20 protein-coding genes are annotated in these 20,128 nt (G+C 43.0%); 8 read left to right on the plus strand and 12 right to left on the minus strand.

Going from position 1 to position 20,128, the window contains the following annotated elements:
• Positions 1 to 20: 20 nt before the first annotated feature.
• A complete protein-coding gene (locus QEP06_RS00525; RefSeq protein ID WP_251833604.1) occupies positions 21 to 527 on the minus strand; it encodes a hypothetical protein in 507 nt (168 codons plus the stop codon).
• A 23-nt stretch (positions 528 to 550) separates the two neighbouring features.
• Complete coding sequence (locus tag QEP06_RS00530) at positions 551 to 1,156, minus strand: LURP-one-related/scramblase family protein (protein ID WP_285268617.1); 606 nt, start codon at positions 1,154 to 1,156, stop codon at positions 551 to 553.
• A 74-nt stretch (positions 1,157 to 1,230) separates the two neighbouring features.
• Between QEP06_RS00530 and recR the strand changes: the two genes are divergently transcribed.
• From recR to QEP06_RS00545, 3 genes are read left to right on the plus strand one after another with little or no spacing between them, the layout of a single operon-like run.
• Positions 1,231 to 1,842 carry a recombination mediator RecR gene (gene recR, locus QEP06_RS00535; RefSeq protein ID WP_285268618.1) on the plus strand — a complete coding sequence of 204 codons (612 nt, stop codon included), beginning with the start codon at positions 1,231 to 1,233 and terminating at the stop codon, positions 1,840 to 1,842.
• 18 nt (positions 1,843 to 1,860) lie between these two features.
• Complete coding sequence (locus QEP06_RS00540) at positions 1,861 to 2,691, plus strand: glycosyltransferase family 2 protein (RefSeq protein WP_251833601.1); 831 nt, start codon at positions 1,861 to 1,863, stop codon at positions 2,689 to 2,691.
• On the plus strand, positions 2,688 to 3,527 hold the full coding sequence (locus QEP06_RS00545) for a glycosyltransferase family 2 protein (RefSeq protein ID WP_251833600.1): 840 nt from the start codon (positions 2,688 to 2,690) through the stop codon (positions 3,525 to 3,527). Before QEP06_RS00540 ends, QEP06_RS00545 begins: the two co-directional genes overlap by 4 nt.
• Before the next feature lie 42 nt (positions 3,528 to 3,569).
• Here QEP06_RS00545 and secG read toward each other — a convergent pair whose 3' ends face one another.
• The gene (gene secG, locus QEP06_RS00550) at positions 3,570 to 3,920 is read right to left on the minus strand and encodes a preprotein translocase subunit SecG (protein ID WP_251833599.1); all 351 of its coding nucleotides are present in this window, start codon (positions 3,918 to 3,920) and stop codon (positions 3,570 to 3,572) included.
• Between the two features lie 160 nt (positions 3,921 to 4,080).
• Here secG and QEP06_RS00555 point away from each other — a divergent pair, with 160 nt between their 5' ends.
• Entirely contained in the window at positions 4,081 to 5,928 is a 1,848-nt protein-coding gene (locus tag QEP06_RS00555) for a PAS domain-containing sensor histidine kinase (protein ID WP_285268619.1), read from the plus strand.
• A 4-nt stretch (positions 5,929 to 5,932) separates the two neighbouring features.
• Positions 5,933 to 6,298: a response regulator transcription factor gene (locus QEP06_RS00560; protein WP_285268620.1), complete on the plus strand. Its 366-nt coding sequence runs from the start codon at positions 5,933 to 5,935 to the stop codon at positions 6,296 to 6,298.
• Positions 6,299 to 6,314: 16 nt separating this feature from the next.
• On the opposite strand, the gene QEP06_RS00565 is transcribed toward QEP06_RS00560, so the two are convergent.
• The 3 genes from QEP06_RS00565 to QEP06_RS00575 form a co-directional block, all read right to left on the minus strand.
• Positions 6,315 to 6,569, minus strand: a complete 255-nt coding sequence (locus tag QEP06_RS00565; protein ID WP_285268621.1) for a hypothetical protein — start codon at positions 6,567 to 6,569, stop codon at positions 6,315 to 6,317.
• Positions 6,570 to 6,704: 135 nt separating this feature from the next.
• Entirely contained in the window at positions 6,705 to 8,750 is a 2,046-nt protein-coding gene (locus QEP06_RS00570; protein WP_285268622.1) for a M16 family metallopeptidase, read from the minus strand.
• A 3-nt stretch (positions 8,751 to 8,753) separates the two neighbouring features.
• A complete protein-coding gene (locus QEP06_RS00575; protein ID WP_251833594.1) occupies positions 8,754 to 10,067 on the minus strand; it encodes a M16 family metallopeptidase in 1,314 nt (437 codons plus the stop codon).
• A gap of 331 nt (positions 10,068 to 10,398) precedes the next feature.
• Here QEP06_RS00575 and QEP06_RS00580 point away from each other — a divergent pair, with 331 nt between their 5' ends.
• Both QEP06_RS00580 and QEP06_RS00585 read left to right on the plus strand, forming a co-directional pair.
• Positions 10,399 to 10,833, plus strand: coding sequence for a cold shock domain-containing protein (locus tag QEP06_RS00580; protein ID WP_251833593.1), 435 nt, complete (start codon positions 10,399 to 10,401; stop codon positions 10,831 to 10,833).
• A 160-nt stretch (positions 10,834 to 10,993) separates the two neighbouring features.
• Positions 10,994 to 13,321 (plus strand): ATP-dependent helicase, encoded by a 2,328-nt coding sequence (locus tag QEP06_RS00585; protein ID WP_251833592.1) that lies wholly within the window; start codon positions 10,994 to 10,996, stop codon positions 13,319 to 13,321.
• 70 nt (positions 13,322 to 13,391) lie between these two features.
• On the opposite strand, the gene QEP06_RS00590 is transcribed toward QEP06_RS00585, so the two are convergent.
• From QEP06_RS00590 to QEP06_RS00600, 3 genes are all read right to left on the minus strand, one after another.
• Positions 13,392 to 13,775 carry a DUF3037 domain-containing protein gene (locus QEP06_RS00590; protein WP_251833591.1) on the minus strand — a complete coding sequence of 128 codons (384 nt, stop codon included), beginning with the start codon at positions 13,773 to 13,775 and terminating at the stop codon, positions 13,392 to 13,394.
• A complete protein-coding gene (locus QEP06_RS00595) occupies positions 13,762 to 14,538 on the minus strand; it encodes a HipA family kinase (protein WP_285268623.1) in 777 nt (258 codons plus the stop codon). The genes QEP06_RS00590 and QEP06_RS00595 overlap by 14 nt, the downstream gene beginning before the upstream one ends.
• Positions 14,539 to 14,613: 75 nt before the next feature.
• The gene (locus QEP06_RS00600) at positions 14,614 to 15,087 is read right to left on the minus strand and encodes a 23S rRNA (pseudouridine(1915)-N(3))-methyltransferase RlmH (protein ID WP_285268624.1); all 474 of its coding nucleotides are present in this window, start codon (positions 15,085 to 15,087) and stop codon (positions 14,614 to 14,616) included.
• Between the two features lie 30 nt (positions 15,088 to 15,117).
• On the opposite strand from QEP06_RS00600, the gene QEP06_RS00605 reads away from it, so the two are divergent.
• The gene (locus tag QEP06_RS00605; protein WP_251833588.1) at positions 15,118 to 16,116 is read left to right on the plus strand and encodes a YihY/virulence factor BrkB family protein; all 999 of its coding nucleotides are present in this window, start codon (positions 15,118 to 15,120) and stop codon (positions 16,114 to 16,116) included.
• A 2-nt stretch (positions 16,117 to 16,118) separates the two neighbouring features.
• On the opposite strand, the gene nhaA is transcribed toward QEP06_RS00605, so the two are convergent.
• The 3 genes from nhaA to QEP06_RS00620 all read right to left on the minus strand — a co-directional run bounded on the left by nhaA (position 16,119) and on the right by QEP06_RS00620 (position 20,022).
• Positions 16,119 to 17,282, minus strand: a complete 1,164-nt coding sequence (gene nhaA, locus QEP06_RS00610; RefSeq protein ID WP_285268625.1) for a Na+/H+ antiporter NhaA — start codon at positions 17,280 to 17,282, stop codon at positions 16,119 to 16,121.
• 14 nt (positions 17,283 to 17,296) lie between these two features.
• Positions 17,297 to 19,501 (minus strand): RelA/SpoT family protein, encoded by a 2,205-nt coding sequence (locus tag QEP06_RS00615; RefSeq protein WP_285268626.1) that lies wholly within the window; start codon positions 19,499 to 19,501, stop codon positions 17,297 to 17,299.
• An 83-nt stretch (positions 19,502 to 19,584) separates the two neighbouring features.
• Positions 19,585 to 20,022, minus strand: coding sequence for a hypothetical protein (locus tag QEP06_RS00620; RefSeq protein ID WP_285268627.1), 438 nt, complete (start codon positions 20,020 to 20,022; stop codon positions 19,585 to 19,587).
• Positions 20,023 to 20,128: the final 106 nt, after the last annotated feature.

Genomic DNA, 20,128 nt, shown 5'->3' on the forward strand with positions numbered 1-20,128 from the left:
TTCAAACTCAAAATAAGTTATTAGCAGCCACATTCTCCGTAGATTGGGCTCAAGGTTTTCTCGCCTGTTTTCTTATTTTCAACGGTCATTTGGCCGCTAAACATCATCACTTCTTCCTGCTCGCTCAGTTTCTTTCCGGTCATTTTTACTTTAAAATCACCGTTTTCAATCGTTTTAGTGAAATTTGAAGGATCAAAATCGCCTTCTTCCATCGGAATTTTTATCATTTTACCGGCAATCTGAACGTACGCACTGTTTCCGTAATCATCCACATAGATATACCGCTCGTTTTCAAAATTCTCTTTCGTATCGCTGAAATAGCACGAACAGCCTTCCACCTGCGGCGGCATCCCGAATTTATCGAGTTTCAGGGTGCTTATAGCTGCAACGGAATCCGCAGGAACGGGCGCTGTGACAGCGATACTATCTGTGGTCGTGTTTTCTGTCACGGCAGGTTCTTTCGAACAGGATTGCGCAGTTAGCAATAAAATCAAACCAAAAAAAATTGTTTTTACGGTATTCTTCATTTTTGAAATTAAATTTTTAAAGTTTAGCCCCGGCTTCTTTCTAAAAGTACCATCATCAATAAGCTGAGGATTACCAGCGATTCATCTTCACCATCAATATCGATCAACCGATCAAGCTGAAAGCGGCGCCCGAACAGTGACGGCATCTTTTTGAGCCTGAAATATTCTTTACCTGAGCTGTCTTTTACGGTGTAAGACGGATTAAGGAAATAACCTGAAAACATGCCCACGACAGGAATCTCACCGATGATGCCATCGATGACTTTTATCCACGCATTATCCTCATTGATCTGATATTTGGTCTGATCGTTTTCATCGTAGATGTCATATTGAGACTTCCAGAGGGAGCGCATTCCGCGCCGTGCCATACGCCCGAATTTCTTGCCTGAACCAGGTTCTGTGATGGCGTAGGAAGCATTAAAATCAATCCATTGATTTGCCTGGATGCGAAACATCTCCTCCACACGCCGTTCGTCACTGAAAACGATCACGTCTTCTTTTAGTTTGAACATTTTCTGCCGCACATACGCCACGTAATTGCCGTTGTTGTCGGTAATGTTGAAGTCGCTGGAAAGGGTGGTGATTTTGAATTTGAAATCCAGCGGATAGTTGAGATTTTTAAGTACCATAGAAAGTATTAACCTCAAAGATAATAAAAGAGGGGAAATTTGTGGTGTGAGGGATTAAATTTTATTTTTGTGGAATGGACTATCCGAGTAAGGTTTTAGCGAAAGCAGTAGAAGAGATTTCCGGGTTGCCGGGAATCGGCAAAAAATCGGCTTTGAGGCTTGCGCTTCATCTTCTGCGGCAGCCGCAATCTCAAGCTATTGCCCTGGGTGATTCTTTAAAAAAACTTGTGACAGACATTAAGTATTGCCGGGATTGCTATAACTTTTCGGATACTGAAATCTGCGAGATTTGTTCTGATCCGAAACGCAGCGAAGATACGCTGTGCGTGGTGGAAGATGTACGCGATGTGCTTGCGATAGAGAATACCGGAAAATACCGCGGAAAGTACCTGGTGTTGGGGGGCAAGATCTCCCCGATCGAAGGCGTGGGCCCCAACCAGCTGAATATTTCGGCTCTCGGCCGCAAGCTCGAATCTGGCAGTACGAAAGAACTTATCTTTGCGCTCAGCGCCACGATGGAAGGTGATACCACCTCTTATTATATTTTCCGCAAATTTAAGAACCTGAATGTGAAGTTTTCAACCATTGCACGCGGAATCTCGGTAGGCGATGAGCTGGAGTATGCTGACGAAATTTCGCTCGGACGTTCGATCCAGAACCGTTTGCCTTATGAGGAAAATGCATAATTCTTTCTAAATTTAAATTTGAAAACGCACGAAGTGACTGATCTGATTTCGGTAATAATTCCGGTTTACAATGCTGAAAACAGCATCGGAACTACTTTGGACTCTGTGCGGAAACAGACTTGGAAGGGAAGTTTTGAAATTATCATCATCGACGATGGGTCTACGGACCGCAGCATTGCGATTGTGGAAAGTTTCCGTTTAAATAATCCGTCTTTGGACATAAAAATCGTCCGCCAGTCAAACCGTGGAGTTTCGGCAGCCCGAAATAGAGGTCTGAAGATGGCCACGGGAAATTTTCTAGCACTGCTGGATGCTGACGACGTTTGGCTCCCGGAAAAAACCAAACTTCAAATGCATTATTTGAAAAACGATTCCCTAGATATCGATTTTCTATCATGCGTGCGCGTGGGTCACCGCGTGAAATTTCCCTATTCCGCAGATCAAAATGGTCTGATACCGGTTACTTTTCAAAAGTTGCTGCTTCGGAATGAAATTCCAACCCCGACGGTTATTTTTAAGAGAAAAATTCTCGAAAACACGGGCTTTTTCAGTGAGTCGCACAGGTTTGCGGAGGATCATAATTATTGGTTGAAGATCGCGCGCAAAAACCGTATGTTTATTTTGAATAAAGAACTGGTCGTTGCCGGCGGCGGAAAAAGGTCTTTCGGCGCAAGCGGATTGTCTGGAAATCTCCGGGAGATGGAAAAGGGTTTCCAGAAAACACTGGTTGAGATGAAGGAATTGACATTTTTAAGCCCTTCGCAATATATTTTCTATAAAATTTTCTATTCTTCAAAATATATTTTAAGACTTGCGCGAAACCAGTATTATAAGCTAAAGGGAAGATGAAAGTATCGATAATAATTGTCCATTACAACGTGGCTTCGCTTCTGCGCAAGTGTCTGCAATCCCTCGCAAGATATGCGCAGGATGTCAGCCATGAGGTGATTGTAGTAGATAACCAATCGCCGGATGCGGAATGGAAAGATTTGATCAAAGAATTTCCGGATGTAAGGTTTATCGAAGCTGAAAAAAATGCCGGCTTCGCTGTGGCGAATAATTTAGCTGCAAAAGAAGCAGGTGGTGAATACATTTTACTTTTGAACCCCGATACCGAATTTGAAGGATATTACCTCAATGAAATTTTAGATTTTGCGGACAGTAAGCCGCGTTTTGGTGCGTTGGGTGTCCGTATGCACGATTCTCAGGATCGTTTCCTGCCCGAAAGCAAGCGTTCTGTACCTGATATGTTCAATTCTTTCCAAAAACTTTTCGCAGGATTAAGCCGCAACAAAAACCGAAAAACCTATTATCGTAATGATATTGGCGAATTTGAGATTGCGCAGGTCGAGGTTCTTACCGGCGCCTTTTTGCTGATGAAAACCAACGTTTATCTGGAAGTTGGCGGTCTGGATGAGACTTACTTCATGTACGGCGAAGATATCGACCTGTGTTACACGCTGCTGCAGAAAAACTACACAAACTGGTACTATGGAAAGGTTTCGATCTTACATCACAAAGGCGAAAGTACCGTGAAAGATCATACTTACCTGGAAAGGTTTTATGGCGCGATGCAGATTTTTGTGGATAAATACTATAAGACAAAGACGATTCAGCATGCCTTTCTTTCAGCCGGTCTTAAGCTGAGACACAGGATCGAGCTGCGCCGTTACCAAAAAAAATGAGACCCCTTTTGGAGTCTCACTGTATATTTTATTGTTTGCTGATTAATTTCCGGCTGGCGTAGCTGGAAGTGTTGCAGGGCTGTTCGTTCCAGGCGCAGTTTGAGGAGCCGGGCTTTCAGTTCTAGCCGGAGCTGCTTGCTGTGGAAGCGCGATCGACGGTTTTGCTGTAAGAATTACACTTAAAAGGATAAGGAAAACAATACTTCCGCCTAAGATCCAAGTTGCTTTTTCCATGAAGTCATTGGTTCTCTGTACGCCAAACTGCGCTGAAGATGTTCCGCCGAAAGTCCCGGAAAGGCCGCCACCTTTGGGGTTTTGTGCCATAACGATGATGATTAGCAAAACGCTCAGGATCATGATGAGGATCATGAATAAGGTAAATATTGTGCTCATTCTGTTTTTAAATATTTTTAAGAGTTTGCAAATATAATATTTTTTTCCCTTGGTGAAAGAATAATATATAGAATGCATCGCGGGCTAATCGGAAGATTTATTTTAACTGGTAAAAGAAGAATTGCATTTATTTAACATAAAATATGCTAATTTCGTATTTATGAAAAATCTTCTACTCAAACACGTCAATTTCGATTCGCTTATTACGCTTTTCAGCCAAGCGCCTGTTGCCCTGGCGATGCTGATGGGTGATGACCAGAGGGTGGAGGTTGCCAATAATAAAGTACTGGAACTCTGGGGCAAGGATGAAAGCGTGATTGGTCTGCCTATTTTGGAGGCACTGCCCGAAATTCGTGATCAGGAATTCCCAGGTATATTAAAAAACGTCTATGAAACCGGAATACCGTACAAAGGTGACGGTGTTCTGGCAAAGCTTGTTCGCAACGGCATCATCACAGATTGTTATTTTGATTTCGTTTATTCACCGATCCTCGATTTTGGGAAAATCACCGGTGTCAGCGTAGTTGCGACTGAAGTAACGGAAAAGGTGAAATCTGAGTTAAAATTGCGTGAAAGTGAATTGCGATTCCGGAATCTCATGGAGATTTCCGACTATTCTACCGCTATTTATCGCGGAAGTGATCTTGTGATTGAATTTGCCAATAAGCAGATGATCAAAACCTGGGGCAAAGATTTATCGGTAATAGGTAAAAAGTTGGAGGACGCTCTGCCGGAACTTGCCGGTCAGCCTTTTGTACAGATTTTGCACGATGTTTACAATACGGGCCGGTCATACGTGGCCAAAGAAGACAGGGTAGATTTAGTGGTAGACGGGGTACTGCAGACGTTCTACTATAATTTTTCATACAAAGCACTTCGCAATCAATATGGTGAGATCTACGCAATAATGAACGTTGCGATGAATGTAACCGAACTGGTGCGCGCGCGGGAAAATCTTCGTTTGCAAAGCGAAGAGTACAGCACGCTAGCTGAAGCGATGCCGCAAATGGTGTGGACAGCTACCGCTGAAGGTAAAATAATCTACGCCAATAATAATATGTGCACAAGTTTGGGTTCCTCGCCCGAAGACCTCGTGAGAGAGTATTTTGCGACATTAATTCATCCGAATGACGTACGGCAGCTAAAGCAGGAGTGGAAGACAGCGTCATTAACGAAGCAGGATTTTGAACTTGAGCTCCGCATGCTCGAAGCTACGACCGGCAAATATATGTGGTTTCTCAGCCGCGCGAAACCTGTGATTGTGGATGGCGTCATCACAAAATGGGTAGGAACATGTACGAATATCAATGAATTTAAAAATTTATCAACCCAAAAAGATACCTTCCTCGGTATTGCGAGTCATGAACTGAAAACACCGCTCACCTCGCTGAAGCTTTACGCCCAGGTTTTGGAGCGAATGTTGATCAAAAGTGGCGACGAAAAAAATGCAGATTTGGCCCGTAAAATGGATCTTCAGGTTGTGAAACTTACCTCACTGATCTCAGACCTTCTTGATGTGACTAAGATAAACGCGGGCAAAATTCATTTGAATGAAGCTTATTTCGGTTTCGATGAATTGATAAAAGAGACCATTGAAGAGCAGCAAATGTCAACATCGAAAAAAATTGAAACAAACCTTGTTGTTACAGGTACGGTTTTTGCAGACAAAGAGCGGACCGCGCAGGTAATGACGAACCTGATCTCTAATGCGATAAAATATTCTCCGGCAGCGGACAGAATAATTGTAAGCAGCAAGGTGCAGGATGGCAATGTGATTTTTTCAGTGCAGGATTTTGGCATAGGGATGCCAGCCGATAAGTTAGAGAAAGTTTTCGACCAGTATTACCGCGTAGCTGAAGACCAAAACAATACATTTCCCGGCTTGGGCCTTGGCCTTTACATTGCTGCGGAAATTATAGAGAGGTCAAATGGTAAAATATGGGTTGAGAGTGAACTGAATAGGGGCTCTACATTTTATTTCTCTCTCCCGCTAGCTCAAAATGATTGAAAAAATGCACGCGAAAAGGATAGCGATTGTAGATGACGATACGTCAATTTTAGATAGTTTAAGTGTAATGCTCGATTTTGAAGGCTTTGAAGTAAAAGCTTTTGAGCGGGGATCTGATATCTTCTCGATGCTTGAAACACGTTTGATTCCTGATGTAATCATGCTTGATATTTCGTTGGCCGGCGAGGATGGACGTGATATTTGCAAAAAACTTAAGCAAAATGAAGTGGCCAAAGATATCCCTGTAATAATGATGTCGGCAGGACGCGAAATGAAGGATGAAGCTTTAAATTCCGGCGCATGCGAATTCATTGCGAAACCCTTCGAACTTGAGGATGTAATAGGCAAAATCTACCAACTTACATCCTAATGTTTTTTTTTTGAATTTAAACCCTTACCACGTCAAAATTGAATGACGTGTTAAAATTCATTTGGAAATTTGAGTTGAGTCTGTATTTCAGCTTTTTTGAAATTTCACTCAGCAGATTGAAATAATCTGTCTTTTCCAAATCATCATCCAGCCGCTGTTGACTGTTCAGCAGGATGCCGCTGTCATCAAACCTGATGTATTGTAAACCGTACGTGGTGTGCAGTTTTTCCAGGAATTTAAGATCTTCTAAAGAGAGTATATTTTCAGACATGATTTCAGTTTTAGTTAATACAGTTTAACAATTTTTATGCCTTTTCTCTTTAAGTTACATTCTTTTAACAATAAATCTTAAAACAAAAAAAACGGCAGCTTTCGCCACCGTTTACTCAATATGTTTAAATTTTTTTTATTTAAAGTCTGCGTCTTTTGCCTGATTGAGTTGGTAAGATGACACCGTGAACTCAAGCGGCATTCCACCGATATTCTGTGATATCTTATAAGGAAACAGTACGCCTGAAACTGTTTTGTAATCGGAGAAATTAGTGGGAATTGCCATTTCACCCTGCGGACCTTTCTGCATCTTTATCTCGCCAATCTTTATACCGGTTTTGGTGCTGTAGAAATAAGAATTAGAACCTTTTTTTACAACATACGCATCTTCGTTCTCGATTTTTTCAATGCCATTTAATGTATAAGCTCCGGACGTTGCAAAACTAAGTTCAGGAAAAAGGTCAGACGCAGCAGCAAGTTCCTTCTTCATTTCATCTGGCAAAGGCGTTTTCTGGCCCTGTGCCTCCATGTAGCCGTCTTTTCCGTCAAAAACCATTTTCTGAAGCGTGTTTCCCATCATCTTAAGTTCCATCTTCATCTTTCCGCCACGGGCCTGTACCATATTCATATTCACGTCCATGCCCTGAACTTTGGCTGATGCGTCTGTGGTGATAGAGTTTACTTTTTGAACTGCAGCCAAACCACCGATAGCCGTAATGTATTTATCAGCCACGGTTTTCAGTGTAATACTTGGATCCAGTTTTTTGCCTGAAGGTTTCCCTACGGCATTGGCTTCATTGTCAAAATAATTTACAGGATATCCTAATTTATCAAGACCTTCAGCGATATCAGCGGCTTTTCCGGCCACGAAAATCCTGCTCTGATTCTGTAGAATGTTGGCTTTTACAGCGTCTGAAACCTGCGCAGCCGTTACATTATCGATCGATCTCAGATAATTGGTATAAATATCAGCACGTAGATTCTGCACTTTCTCGTTTACTGCAAACCTTGCAATTGTTTCCGGTCTTTCAAGCGAGCGGATGAAATCTCCTTTAAGTTTGGCTTTTGCGTTTGCCAATTCATCAGGTTTGATGGTTGAAATATCCTTGATTTCATTCATAAATTCCTTCACTGCTTTGTCCGTCACCTCATTTCGTACGCTCGCATTTGCAGTGAAGCCAGGAGTATATTTGCTCGCTGTCATTGATGAGTAAGCACCATATGTGAAACCGTTCTTTTCCCGCAGGTTCATGAAAAGACGTGATTCACCGCCACCCCCGAGGATGTAATTCGCGATCATTGCAGGGAAATACTGCGGATCGTTCATTTTCAGGTTGTTGATGTTTCCAACCATTACCACAGACTGCACCGCTGTTGGGACATCCACCACATTGATTTCTGTCTTAGCGACATTTGCGGCCGGCTCCAAAGCTGGGAACTGCGTTCCGGCTTTATTCCAGTTGGAAAAGGATTTTTCAATCAGTTTCTTCGCATCATTAAATTTTACATCGCCAACAATCACGAGGTATGCATTGTCTGGAGCGTAATATTTTTTATACATATCCTGAACATCGGCCAACTGCACGTTCTTGATCGTACTTTCAGTTTCAAATTCACCACGGGATGTATTTTTACCGTATGTCAGCGCCGTAGAAACGCGGTTTGCGATGCTGCTTGCATTTTTTTCGTCGGCTTTGAGGCCTTCGATCATGCGGTCTTTCGAATTCTGCACTTCCGATGCCGAGAATTTTGGATTAACTATAGCGTCGGCCATCAAACCTAAAACCTGCGGAAAATATTTTGAAAGTGTGTTCGCGGAAGCGCCGGTGGCAGAAAAATCGAGGTTTGCGCCCAGGAAATCGATTTTTTTATTGAACTGGTCTTTGGTCAGGGTAGTGGTTCCGCTGCCAAGCTGATCAGCCATTATCTGGCTTAGACCTGCCTTATTACCTTCTACAATTGGGGGTCTGTCCATCGTAAGGCTCATGTTTACACGCGGCAGTTTGTTATTTTCCACCACCATCACTGTCAGACCGTTTTTCAGGGTGAAAGTTTTGGGTTTGGTGATGTTTATCGTAGGTGTGGGGCCGGGTTTCGGCATTTCGTCCCGGTTAATTTTCTGTGCAGAAAGTGCACCTGAGATCAGGAAAGCGGCTGCTATATATTTAAAATTATATTTCATAGATTATTTTTTTTCAGGTAAGTAATTGACAACAACTCTTTGGTTCGGGTTCAGATATTTTTTCGCAGCATTCATCAGATCCTGGCGCGAAACCGAACGGTAAACCTCCAGTTGCTTGTTAATCAGGTTGGTGTCACCCATCAGGACGTAATTGGTAGCAAGTGAAGACGCAATTCCCTGGATAGATGAGTTGGCATTCACAAACTGGTTTTCATATTGGTTTTGAAGCTTTTGATAATCTTCTTCAGAAATCATCGTAGTCTGAAGTTTTTTTATTTCTGCGTCGATGTCTTTCTGAAGCGTGTCCTTAGACGTTGCTCCCATCGGAATCGCAAAGAATGCGAAAATACCCGCATCTTCAAGACCCATGTTGAAAGCCTGAACCTGAAGCGCTTTCTTCTCTTCATCTACCAGTTTTTTGTACAGGACAGAAGATTTTCCGCTGCTCAGGTAAGATGACAGCATATCAAGCGTATACGCATCTTTTTCTTTGTTTGAAGGTGTTCTGTAGGCAAAAACATACGCCGGAAGCTGAATGTTTTTGTCAGTAACGGTCACTTCTTTTTCCTTCGTGATGGGTTCATCTTTAGGGAAGTTCTTCGGGTAAACAGTTCCTTTCGGGATGTCACCATAATATTCGTTGATCCATTTTTTGGTCTGTTCCGGATTAATATCGCCGGCTACAACAAGCGTGGCGTTGTTTGGAACGTAATATTTCTTATAAAAATCCTGGAATTCTGCCAGCGTAGCTGCGTTCAGGTCATCCATAGAACCAATGGTGGACCAGTGGTACGGATGCTTTGTGAAAAGGTTGTTTTGCACAGCAGTGAAAAGGTTTCCATAAGGTTGGTTGTCCATTCTGAGACGTTTTTCTTCCTTCACCACTTCGCGCTGCGTATCAACACCGATCTGGTTCACAGTGCCGCTTTTTAGCCTTTCACTTTCCATCCAAAGTCCAAGCTGTTCATTATTTGACGGGAAAGTTTCATAATAATAGGTGCGGTCATTCGTCGTGTTCGCATTGTTGGTTCCGCCGTTTGACGAAACGATTTTAAACCATTCACCGCGCTTGATGTTTTTTGTCCCTTCAAAAAGCAGGTGTTCAAAAAAATGCGCCATGCCGGTTCGTCCTACAGCTTCATCTTTTGCGCCTACATGATACATCACACCAGTTGTGACTACCGGTGCTGAATTATCCTGATGCAGAATGACGTGAAGCCCGTTGGGCAGATCGTACTCTTCAAATTTAATTTTCTGTGCCTGCAGCGCTATTCCGAGAAAAGCCACAGCAGCAGCAGATAAAAGTCTTTTTTTCATAAACTGTACAATTTTTAATTATTGGTAGGTCTTCTTTGGCTAAAGTTACACAAACTGTGCTGTTGTACGGGTTTCTTTCACGGAAAATGTCCACGAATGCTGTTCAAAAAGCAATATGGATATATTTCCGTATCTTTGTGCTAGAAATCAGAAGTTCTGCAACTACCTGTTTACAATTAGACCGATTTAGCGGTTTCCACCTTTTTATTATCTACTTTACTTTTTGCAGGCTTCTTTCTGGCGAACTTTTCGTAAATTTAAATCTGCGTTGTTACACTTCGGTTTAGTAAGCGCAATTCATCAAACAAACTTTTTAATACTCATATAATTTATGGCAGATTCTTTTTCAAAAAAAGAAAACTTTAAGAAAAAACAACAGAAACTAAAGGAGAAAACGGCGAAACGCGAAGAGCGCAAAACCAATAACAACAAAGGCAAAGGCCTTGATGAAATGTTTCTTTATGTGGACGCAAACGGGCAACTGACCTCTACACCACCGGATCAGCAAGACCGTGAAGGCATCAACCTGGATGATATCCAGCTAGGCGCAGCGCCAATAGAAGCTGAAGAAACAGTGAAAACAGGTGTGGTAACTTTCTTAAGCGACAAAGGTTACGGATTTATCACGGAAGCCGGCTCGCAGGAAAACATCTTCTTCCACGAAAACAATTGTGCGCACCAGGTGAAGAAAGGCAACAAAGTGTCATTCGAAAAAGAAAGATCGCCAAAAGGTTTCTCCGCGATCAATATCCAGATCGTCAAATAAGTTTTGTTTGCTAAATTTTTAGCACTGAATATATTCAAAGCTCCTTTTTTGGAGCTTTTTTCGTCCCAATCATTGTCTTAAAAATGGCCAGCCATTGTCTTGAATGATTTGGCTTCCGTTTATATTTCACTAAATTTGTGTCCCAAATTTTTTTGCCCTGATGGATTACTTAAAAGGATTAAATGAAGCTCAATATGAAGCGGTTACCACACTCGAAGGCCCGCTGATGGTGCTTGCTGGCGCAGGTTCCGGCAAAACGCGCGTACTTACGATGCGCATCGCTCATTTGATCACCAATCTGGTGGATCCGTTCAATATACTTGCGCTTACATTTACCAATAAAGCGGCGAAAGAAATGAAGGAGAGGATCGCAAAAGTAGTCGGGCAAAGCGAAGCGCGCTCACTTTGGATGGGAACTTTTCACTCGGTTTTTGCGCGCATTTTACGCAGCGAGGCGCACTATCTTGGGTTTCCATCGAACTTTACGATCTATGATTCTCAGGATTCGCTGAATGTTCTTCGGAAAGTATTGAAAGATTTAAGTATTGATGCAGATCTTTACAAGCCTAAAAAAGTTCAAGCGCGTATTTCAAGCTATAAGAACAATCTGATTACGGTTAAAGCTTATTTTAATAATCCCGAACTTATTGAAAATGATGAACGCGCCAATATGAAGCACATGGGCGCCATTTATCAGAAATATGTGGACGCATGTTACCGCAACGGTGCGATGGATTTTGATGATCTTTTGCTGCGTACGAACGAACTGCTGACGCGTTTTCCGGAGGTTTTGGCGAAATATCAGGACAGGTTCCGTTATATTTTGGTTGATGAGTACCAGGATACCAACCACTCCCAATATCTCATTGTGAAAGCATTGGCTTCCAAATTTGAAAATATCTGCGTCGTGGGAGATGATGCACAATCGATTTATTCATTCCGTGGAGCAAACATTTTTAATATTTTAAATTTTAAGAAAGATTATCCGGACGCTGTTACGGTCTCGCTGGAGCAAAACTACCGTTCCACACAAAATATCGTAAATGCGGCAAATGTTGTTATCTCTAAAAACGTACAGCAGTTTAAGAAAAACGTCTTCAGCGATAACGAAGAAGGCGAAAAAATCAAGGTTTACCGCTCACTTTCAGATGCGGATGAAGCCAATTTCGTAGCGTCAAACATTTGGGAACAACACAATTCTTTGCAGCGCAGATTCAGTGATTTTGCGATTCTTTACCGTACCAATTCGCAGACCAGGGCGTTCGAAGATGCGCTGCGACGAAAGAATATACCTTATAAAGTTTATGGCGGCCTGTCTTTCTATCAGCGAAAGGAAGTCAAGGATTTGATCGCTTATTTGCGTTTGCTGGTTAACGAAAACGATGCAGAGGCGCTTACAAGAATTATAAACTATCCTGCGCGTGGCATTGGCGAAACCACCCAAAATAAACTCACCGTTTTTGCTGACAAAAAAAGTGTGGCGATTACTGAAGTTCTCGGCAATCTGGGTCATTACGCACCTGAATTGGGGTTGAATAATGGAATCCTAACGAAACTTTCTGATTTTTGGGCCATGATCAAAGCCTTTCAGGTAATGCTGAAAAGCGAAAACGCCTACACCGTCGCGATGGAAGTAGCGAAACGGAGCGGCTTAATTAAGTTTTTAAAAGACGACCAGACACCCGAAGGCATTTCACGCGTTGAAAACGTTCAGGAACTAATGAACTCTATGCAGGGTTACATCGAAGAACAGCAGCAGCTTGAAGACGGAGACCCGTCGCTTTCGGGATTTCTAGAGAACATTGCGCTGTCTGCAGATACGCAGAATGACAAAAATGAAACCGGCGACCAGGTTTCTCTTATGACAATTCACCTTTCAAAAGGTCTTGAGTTTCCGGTTGTACACCTGGTGGGTCTTGAGGAAAACCTTTTCCCGAGTTTTATGAGTTCGTCTACGCGCGAGGAAATAGAGGAGGAAAGACGTTTATTTTACGTTGCGCTTACGCGTGCGGAGAAGCAGGCGTATTTTTCGTATGCCGTTTCGCGTTTTCAGTGGGGCAAAATTACGGATGCAGAACCTTCACGCTTCCTGAGTGAAGTAGATTCACAATATTTGGAATTCATTAATCCGGCCGTGGAAAGCAGGTTTGTGAACCATTCCGGTTTAAAATCGAATATATTTGATGAACACCCGTCAGAGCCGCGGTCATTCACCAGGAAATCGGAGAAAAAAACAATTGAGCGCAGCGAGCCTCAACCTGTGCCGCAAAACCTGAAACCTGTTGCTACCGCGAGAATCATCAATCCGAGTGGCGCTTCATCAGAAAATATCGAGGTGGGCGATCAGGTACGTCATGACCGTTTTGGCGTGGGTGAGGTGATGTTTCTGGATGGTACCGATCCGCAGAATATTAAAGCCAAAGTAAAATTCCAGCACGAAGGCGAGAAGAATCTGATTTTAAAGTTTGCGAAGCTGACGAAGATTTAATTTCTGGATTTTATTGAAATTTTACCAGAACTATTTGATTTAAAGTGCAGTGGCCGATTTTAAATTAAAACTATTTCACTAGTTCTTCGAACAATCTCTCAAACGTAGCATCCAAATCCTTGGTTTTGCCCGGATGCGGGCGTGAAGTCTGAATCACAGAACTCCTAACCGCTGTCAGCCACCGGAATCTTTCCGGAATGTCAAAAGCTGCAATTTCACCGCCTGCTTTGCTGCCTTGTGCAACATGATTGAAATTTTCGAGATTTTTCATCACATCCTCATAATCAAGTTTTGAATGCATCAGCTCGAATTTTTTAGGACACAGATGGAATTCTGCGCGGATGTATTTTTCCTTTTTCGAAAACATCACGAGCCCGATATTGAAAAACTCTTCGCGCTCCACCTTAGGTACCAGGCGGATGACGGCGTATTCGTAAATTTTAAGCTCTTGCATTTTTTGCTTCGTTTACAAAGTTAGACGAGTTCTCTAGACGGGTTATGAGGAAATTGTAATAAATGTCTTTTATTTCTTCCGGCGAATCATCAGTGTCGCGCCACTCCAGCCAGTCGGGTGGAATAAGTTCTACGATTTCGCGCAGGATTCTTTCATTTAAAACAGATTTTGCGAAAGCATCGGCTTCATCGAGCATCGAAGCCTGAGACAGAAGCACGTGATCTTTCACATAAACAAACGGACTTAGCGCCTGTTTTTCAAAGTTCATCCACGAGTGGTGGAAGAAGAATGACGCACCGTTGTCAATCACCCAAAGTTCTTTGTGCCACAAAAGCAGATTCGTGTTTTTGTGCGTCCGGTCAATATTGGTGATGAAGGCGTCGAGCCACACGATTTTCGAAGCAAGCAGCGGATCAACTTTCACCGACGCATCATAGGCGATGGCTCCTGAGAGGAAATGCAGCGCGAGGTTTAGACCTTCGGAAAACTTGAGAAGGTCCTGAATTTCTTCATCTGCCTCCGTTCTACCGAAATCTACATCGAGATTTGCAAAAACGAGTTCAGGAATTTTCAAGCCTAAAACTTCCGCAATTTTACCGCCCAGAAGTTCAGATATCAGCATTTTCACGCCGTGGCCGGCGCCGCGGAATTTTAAGACATATTTGAAATCGTCATCGGCTTCGGCGAGTGCCGGCATAGATCCGCCTTCGCGCAGAGGCAGGATGTAGCGCATGACGGTGACGGTGCGTAAAGAAAGATCCATGGCTTCAAAAGTACGCAAAATAGGCGACGTGAAAAGTGGATAGTTGATTTTACCGGGCTTATTTCCTGCGGATATTTAATCGTTGTGGTACGGTTTCCTCTGCAAAATTTGGTCTGCACGGTAGAGCTGTTCCAAAATAAAAAGGCGAATCATCTGGTGTGTGAAGGTCATTTTGCTCAAAGACATCTGCATATTTGCACGCTGGTAAATTTCAGGCGAAAAGCCATAAGCGCCGCCGATAAATATCGAGACTTTCTTCACGGCCGAGTTCATCCAGCTGTCAATATTAGCCGCAAATTCCCGACTGGTAAACTGTTTTCCTTTTTCATCGAGCAAGACGATAAAATCCGTACTTTCGGTTTGGGCGAGGAACAGTTTTGCTTCTTCTTTTTTCAAAAGCTCCGGCGAAAGATTACGCGCGTTCTTTACGTCGGGAATTTCGGTCAATTCGAAGTTCCAGTGCCGTGGTAGCCGGTTTTGGTAATATTTCACGAGGTGAGCGATTTCTTTATCATCGGTTTTGCCGATGCAGACCAAATTGATTCTCATTTCTTACCTTTGAGCTGCAAATATAGATTAATGGGCCTTAAAACTCCTAAATTCCTCCTCCGAATCCACGACTATCTCGACGATCTGCACATCCCTTTCCTGGGCATTTCTCTCTGGAAAATGTTCGAAATTTATGGGCAGGGCGTGTTCAAGATGCAGATCGGGAGAAGTGCTGCGAGCATTTCGTGGAGTTTTTTCCTGAGTCTTTTCCCTTTCATCCTTTTCCTGCTGTCGGTTTTGCCGAATCTTCCGCACTACGACAAACTCCAGTTTTATATTTTCGATGTGTTGATGCTCAATATCTTTCCGGCTCACATCCAGAAAGACGTCACAGGCTATATTAACACCTTCATCGTGCCGAACATGAAGAATATCAGCAACCTCACGATTATTTTTGCGATGATTTTCGCAGTGAACGGTACGCATTCGCTTATCAACGGATTTAACCTGAATACCAATCTTCAGCGTGGGGTTGTAAAAGAATATTTTGTGGCGTTCGGCATCACCATCGCGTTTGTCGTTTTGGTCATCGCATCACTTTTTGGCGTGTATTACAGTGAGGTCGTATTAAAACTTTTCACGCCAGAGATCAATATCTCCTGGTTGGTGAGAAACATGACGAAGATCATCGGATTTATCTCGTTTCCGGTTTTTTATCTGATTTTGCTGGCGCTGTTCTACTGGGTTGGTTGTCTGAAAATCACCTCGTTTAAACAAGCGCTGCCGGGAGCCGTGCTCACAACGGTGCTGTTTGTGATCCTGACCTATATTTTTGCCATTTATGTCCGGGATTTCGCGCGCTACAATGTGATTTACGGCTCCATCGGAACCATTATTCTTGTGATGGTTTGGGTGAATTTAAATATCATTCTCATCCTGCTGGGAAATGAACTAAACATCGCGATCAAAAAAGTGCGAGTAGAAAAAATGATTGCCGATGAAATGAAAGCCAATGCAAAGCATTTCGATACCGCAATTCTTCCGGAACTCGAAGAAGAACCGTCGAATACTCAGACGCTGAAATTATAGTGTTACGAAACTGATTTCGCTGAAGCTTTTAGCAGTAAAAATCCGCTTGCACCTGCGATTAAGGAAGCTACAAGAATCGCAAATTTGGCTTCATCCTGAATTTCCGGATGTCCTTTGAATGACAGCAGCGCGATGAAGATCGACATTGTAAAACCGATTCCGGCTAAAAGTCCCGTTCCAACCATCTGAGTCCAGTTGCTTTTATCTGGCAGCGAACTGATTTTCAGCTTGATAAAAATCCAGGAGAACAGATTGATCCCGACTACCTTCCCCAAAATAAGTCCTAAGATAATGCCGTAACCTAATGATCCGAAAAGACCGTCTACCATGCCGTCCTTGAATGTAATGTTGGTATTGGCGAGCGCGAAAAGCGGCATCACGATAAAATTCACCGGTAAGTGAAGCTTCTGTTCGAGTTTTTCCAAAGGTGAGATTTCGGTGTCGGATACATTTGTAGGAATGGTAAATGCAAGCAGAACCCCGGCGATAGTTGCATGAATCCCGGAATGGTGCATGAAGTACCAAAGCAAGATACCCGGAACTACATAAAATACGTGTTTTTGGAATTTAAAGAAATTAAGCAGAACCAACACCAAAACCATCAGCGCGCTCCACAACAGATACATCCAGTGGATCTGTTCAGTGTAAAAAACCGCTATAACGACGATGGCACCCAGATCATCTACGATGGCCAATGCCGCCAAAAATATCTTTAACGAAAGCGGAACGCGTTTCCCCAGCAGTGAAAGAATAGCCAGAGAAAATGCGATGTCGGTGGCCATCGGTATTGCCCATCCTTTTGCATATTCCGTGTCCTGATTAAAGAAGAAATAGATCGCCGCAGGCACTATCATTCCGCCAAGCGCGGCCACAATGGGAAGTGACGCGTTCTTAAAATTTGAAAGTTCGCCTTCTACGATCTCCCGCTTTATCTCGAGCCCGACAAGCAGGAAGAAGACAGCCATTAGACCATCATTCACCCAAATACTCAGCGGATACCGCAGGCCAAACAGGTCTGTACCGATATTTTTATCCAATATATGCTGAAAACCTTCAGCGAGAGCAGAGTTCGCAATAACTAAAGAAAGGGCAACGCAGAAAATCAACAAGATGCCTGATGACTGCGAACTGTGTAGAAATTTTTTGAAATACGTGGTAATCAGCATAAATTAGAAAATATTTATAACCTTCGGACGCGTGATACGCCATTTATGTTTTTAAGTTGTTTGAAAGTTTCTTCCAGTTGACTTTTGTTACGGACCTCAAGATTGATGTTGCCCAGGAAAATACCGTTGTTTGATTCTATTGACATGCTCTTCATGTCCATGTTCATTGAGTTTGAGATGACCGCGGTGATATCGTTGATCATCCCCATTCGGTCCAGACCTTCAATCTCTATTTTGATTCGGTTTTTGAAGCTTTCTTCATTTACCCACTTGGCGGGAAGTACGCGGTAATCGTACTGTGCACGGAGGTTTATGGCGTTGGGACAATTGTCATTATGCACTTTGATTCCTTCGGAAATAGTGATGAAACCGAAAATTTTATCGCCCGGGATTACCGTGCAGCATTTAGAAAAAGTATAGTTCAGTTTTTCTTCATCCTTTCCGAAAACAATCATATCAAGATTAGATTCCGGATGTTCCGTGAAAACTTCGTTTTTACTTGGCGACTTGCGGAAACGCTGAATGATATTGCTGAAAATTCCCTTGCCTTCCGTGTATTTTTTGATGTCGCTAATGTCAAGTGACCCGTTTTGGAAGCTCAGGAAAAGGTCCTGTGAAGTTTTAAGGTTGAAGAATTTCTGCATTTTATTGATTTCTTCATCATTAAAATTCAGCTTTGCATGACGCATTTTTCGCTGCAGGATTTCTTTCCCTTCCTCAGACAAATGGTTTTTCTCTGAATTCAGAATCGCCTTGATTTTCGATTTGGCTTTGGAAGTCACCACGAAATCCAGCCAGTCGGGCTTCGGTTTTTGATTTTGGGAAGACAGGATGTCAACCTGGTCGCCGTTCTGCAACACGTACGAGATGGGCACCAGTTTACCGTTCACTTTAGCCCCGAGACATTTCGTGCCGAGGTCTGAATGGACTGAGAAGGCGAAATCGAGCGCGGTAGAACCGATTGGTAGGATTTTGATCTCACCTTTTGGCGTGAAAACAAAAACTTCCTTCGAATATAGATTGAGTTTTATGTTATCCAGCAGTTCTGTGGTGCTAAGCGCCTGTTGATTTTCCAGCACTTCACGTATTTCACGTACCCATTTCTCAAAGTTTTTCTCATCCGTATTCTGGCGGAAGCCTTCTTTGTATTTATAATGGGCAGCTACGCCTTTTTCGGCGATATCGTCCATCCTTTCGGACCGGATCTGCACTTCAATCCATTTTTTGTCCGGACCTAAAACCGTAAGATGCAGACTCTCATAACCAGTGGACCGGGGACGTGTGATCCAGTCGCGCATCCGCTGTGGATTGCTGTGATAGAGGTCGGTAACAACGGAGTAAATCTTCCAGGCCAGGAATTTTTCATTCTTCGCATCAGAACGGTAAATGATGCGTATCGCGTAGTTATCATACACTTCATCGAAAGTGACACCCTGTTTCAGCATTTTCCGGTAAATGGAAGAAATCGCTTTTGCTCGGCCTTTGATTGAAGTTTTTAATCCTTCAGCTTCCAGCTGTTCTGAAACTTCTTTTTTAAATTCTTCGATGTATTTTTCGCGGCTTTCCTTTGCAAGTTCCAGGCGTTCGGAAATGTCAAAATAAACCTCAGGATTGTTGAATTTAAGCGAAAGATCTTCAAGTTCAGACTTGATATTGTAGAGTCCGAGACGGTGCGCCAAAGGCGCATAGATGTAAACCGTTTCGGAAGCGATTTTTTTCTGCTTTTCCGGCGTCATGCTTTCCAAGGTACGCATGTTGTGCAGCCTGTCAGCAATTTTGATCAGTATCACACGGAAGTCCTCGGAAAGTGTGAGCAAAAGTTTACGGTAATTCTCAGACTGTATGGAAATGTTCTGATGGTTCATTACCGAAATTTTCGTCAAACCATTGACAATTCCGGCGATTTTGGCTCCGAAAAGCTTTTTCAGATCCTCATAGGTATAATCTGAATCTTCTACAACATCGTGCAGAAGCGCACACGCGATGGATGTCGCACCCAGGCCGATCTCGTTCGCCACGATTTTCGCCACTTCGATGGGGTGATAGATGTACGGCTCGCCCGTTTTCCGGCGCTGGTCTTTGTGCGCATCCAGCGCAATATCAAAAGCCTTCCGGATGAGTTTATTGTTCTCCTCATCCAGCGTGCGGTAAGTATTCGAGATCAAATCTTTATAGCGCGCAAGGATTTCCTTATTTTCCTGTTCTAGATCATAAACCATTTAAGAAAGTGCTTTAGGTAACGAAAATAGGGAAATTAAATAAAAAAATCCGTCTCATCGGAAACAGATTTTAGTGGAATTTCTCAGGTCTTGCCGAATGTCACTTCCGCATTCATGCCATTTGCCTTTTCGTGATGTCGCACTTCCGGTGTTCTGGCAATCTGCGATTTTGCCCGAAGTGAAACGATCCGCTTCAGGAACTGCAGTGACATGGCATCCCGGAATCTGATATTTTCGAAAAAATGGCTGCGAATTACGCCATTCGCTTCAAAAATTCTATACGTTTTCTGTTCGCATTCCAGTGTACGCACACGGACGCTCACTACGAGGCTGTCGTCTTCAAGTTTGGTCTGGTCGCGAAAGAAAGACTGCCAGATAGAGGTTTTCACTTCTTTGCTCACATTTTTATCCTGAAGATAGATTATGAAGTCTTCGCTCGCGAAACCTGCCTGCTCTAAGTCTTCGGAAATCTTGCGTGCCTGGGTTTGGCTTTTGAACAAGCCCGTAATAATTGAGGCCATAACGATAAATTTTTAAGATTTTCATACAAATTTTACAAAAATTTTAGCAGATGTGCAAGCATTTACATTAAAACTTTAAGAGTTCTGGTTGAGACATGTAGGCGCA

Source organism: Kaistella rhinocerotis (genome assembly GCF_030243905.1).
Classification (GTDB): Bacteria; Bacteroidota; Bacteroidia; order Flavobacteriales; family Weeksellaceae; genus Kaistella; species Kaistella rhinocerotis.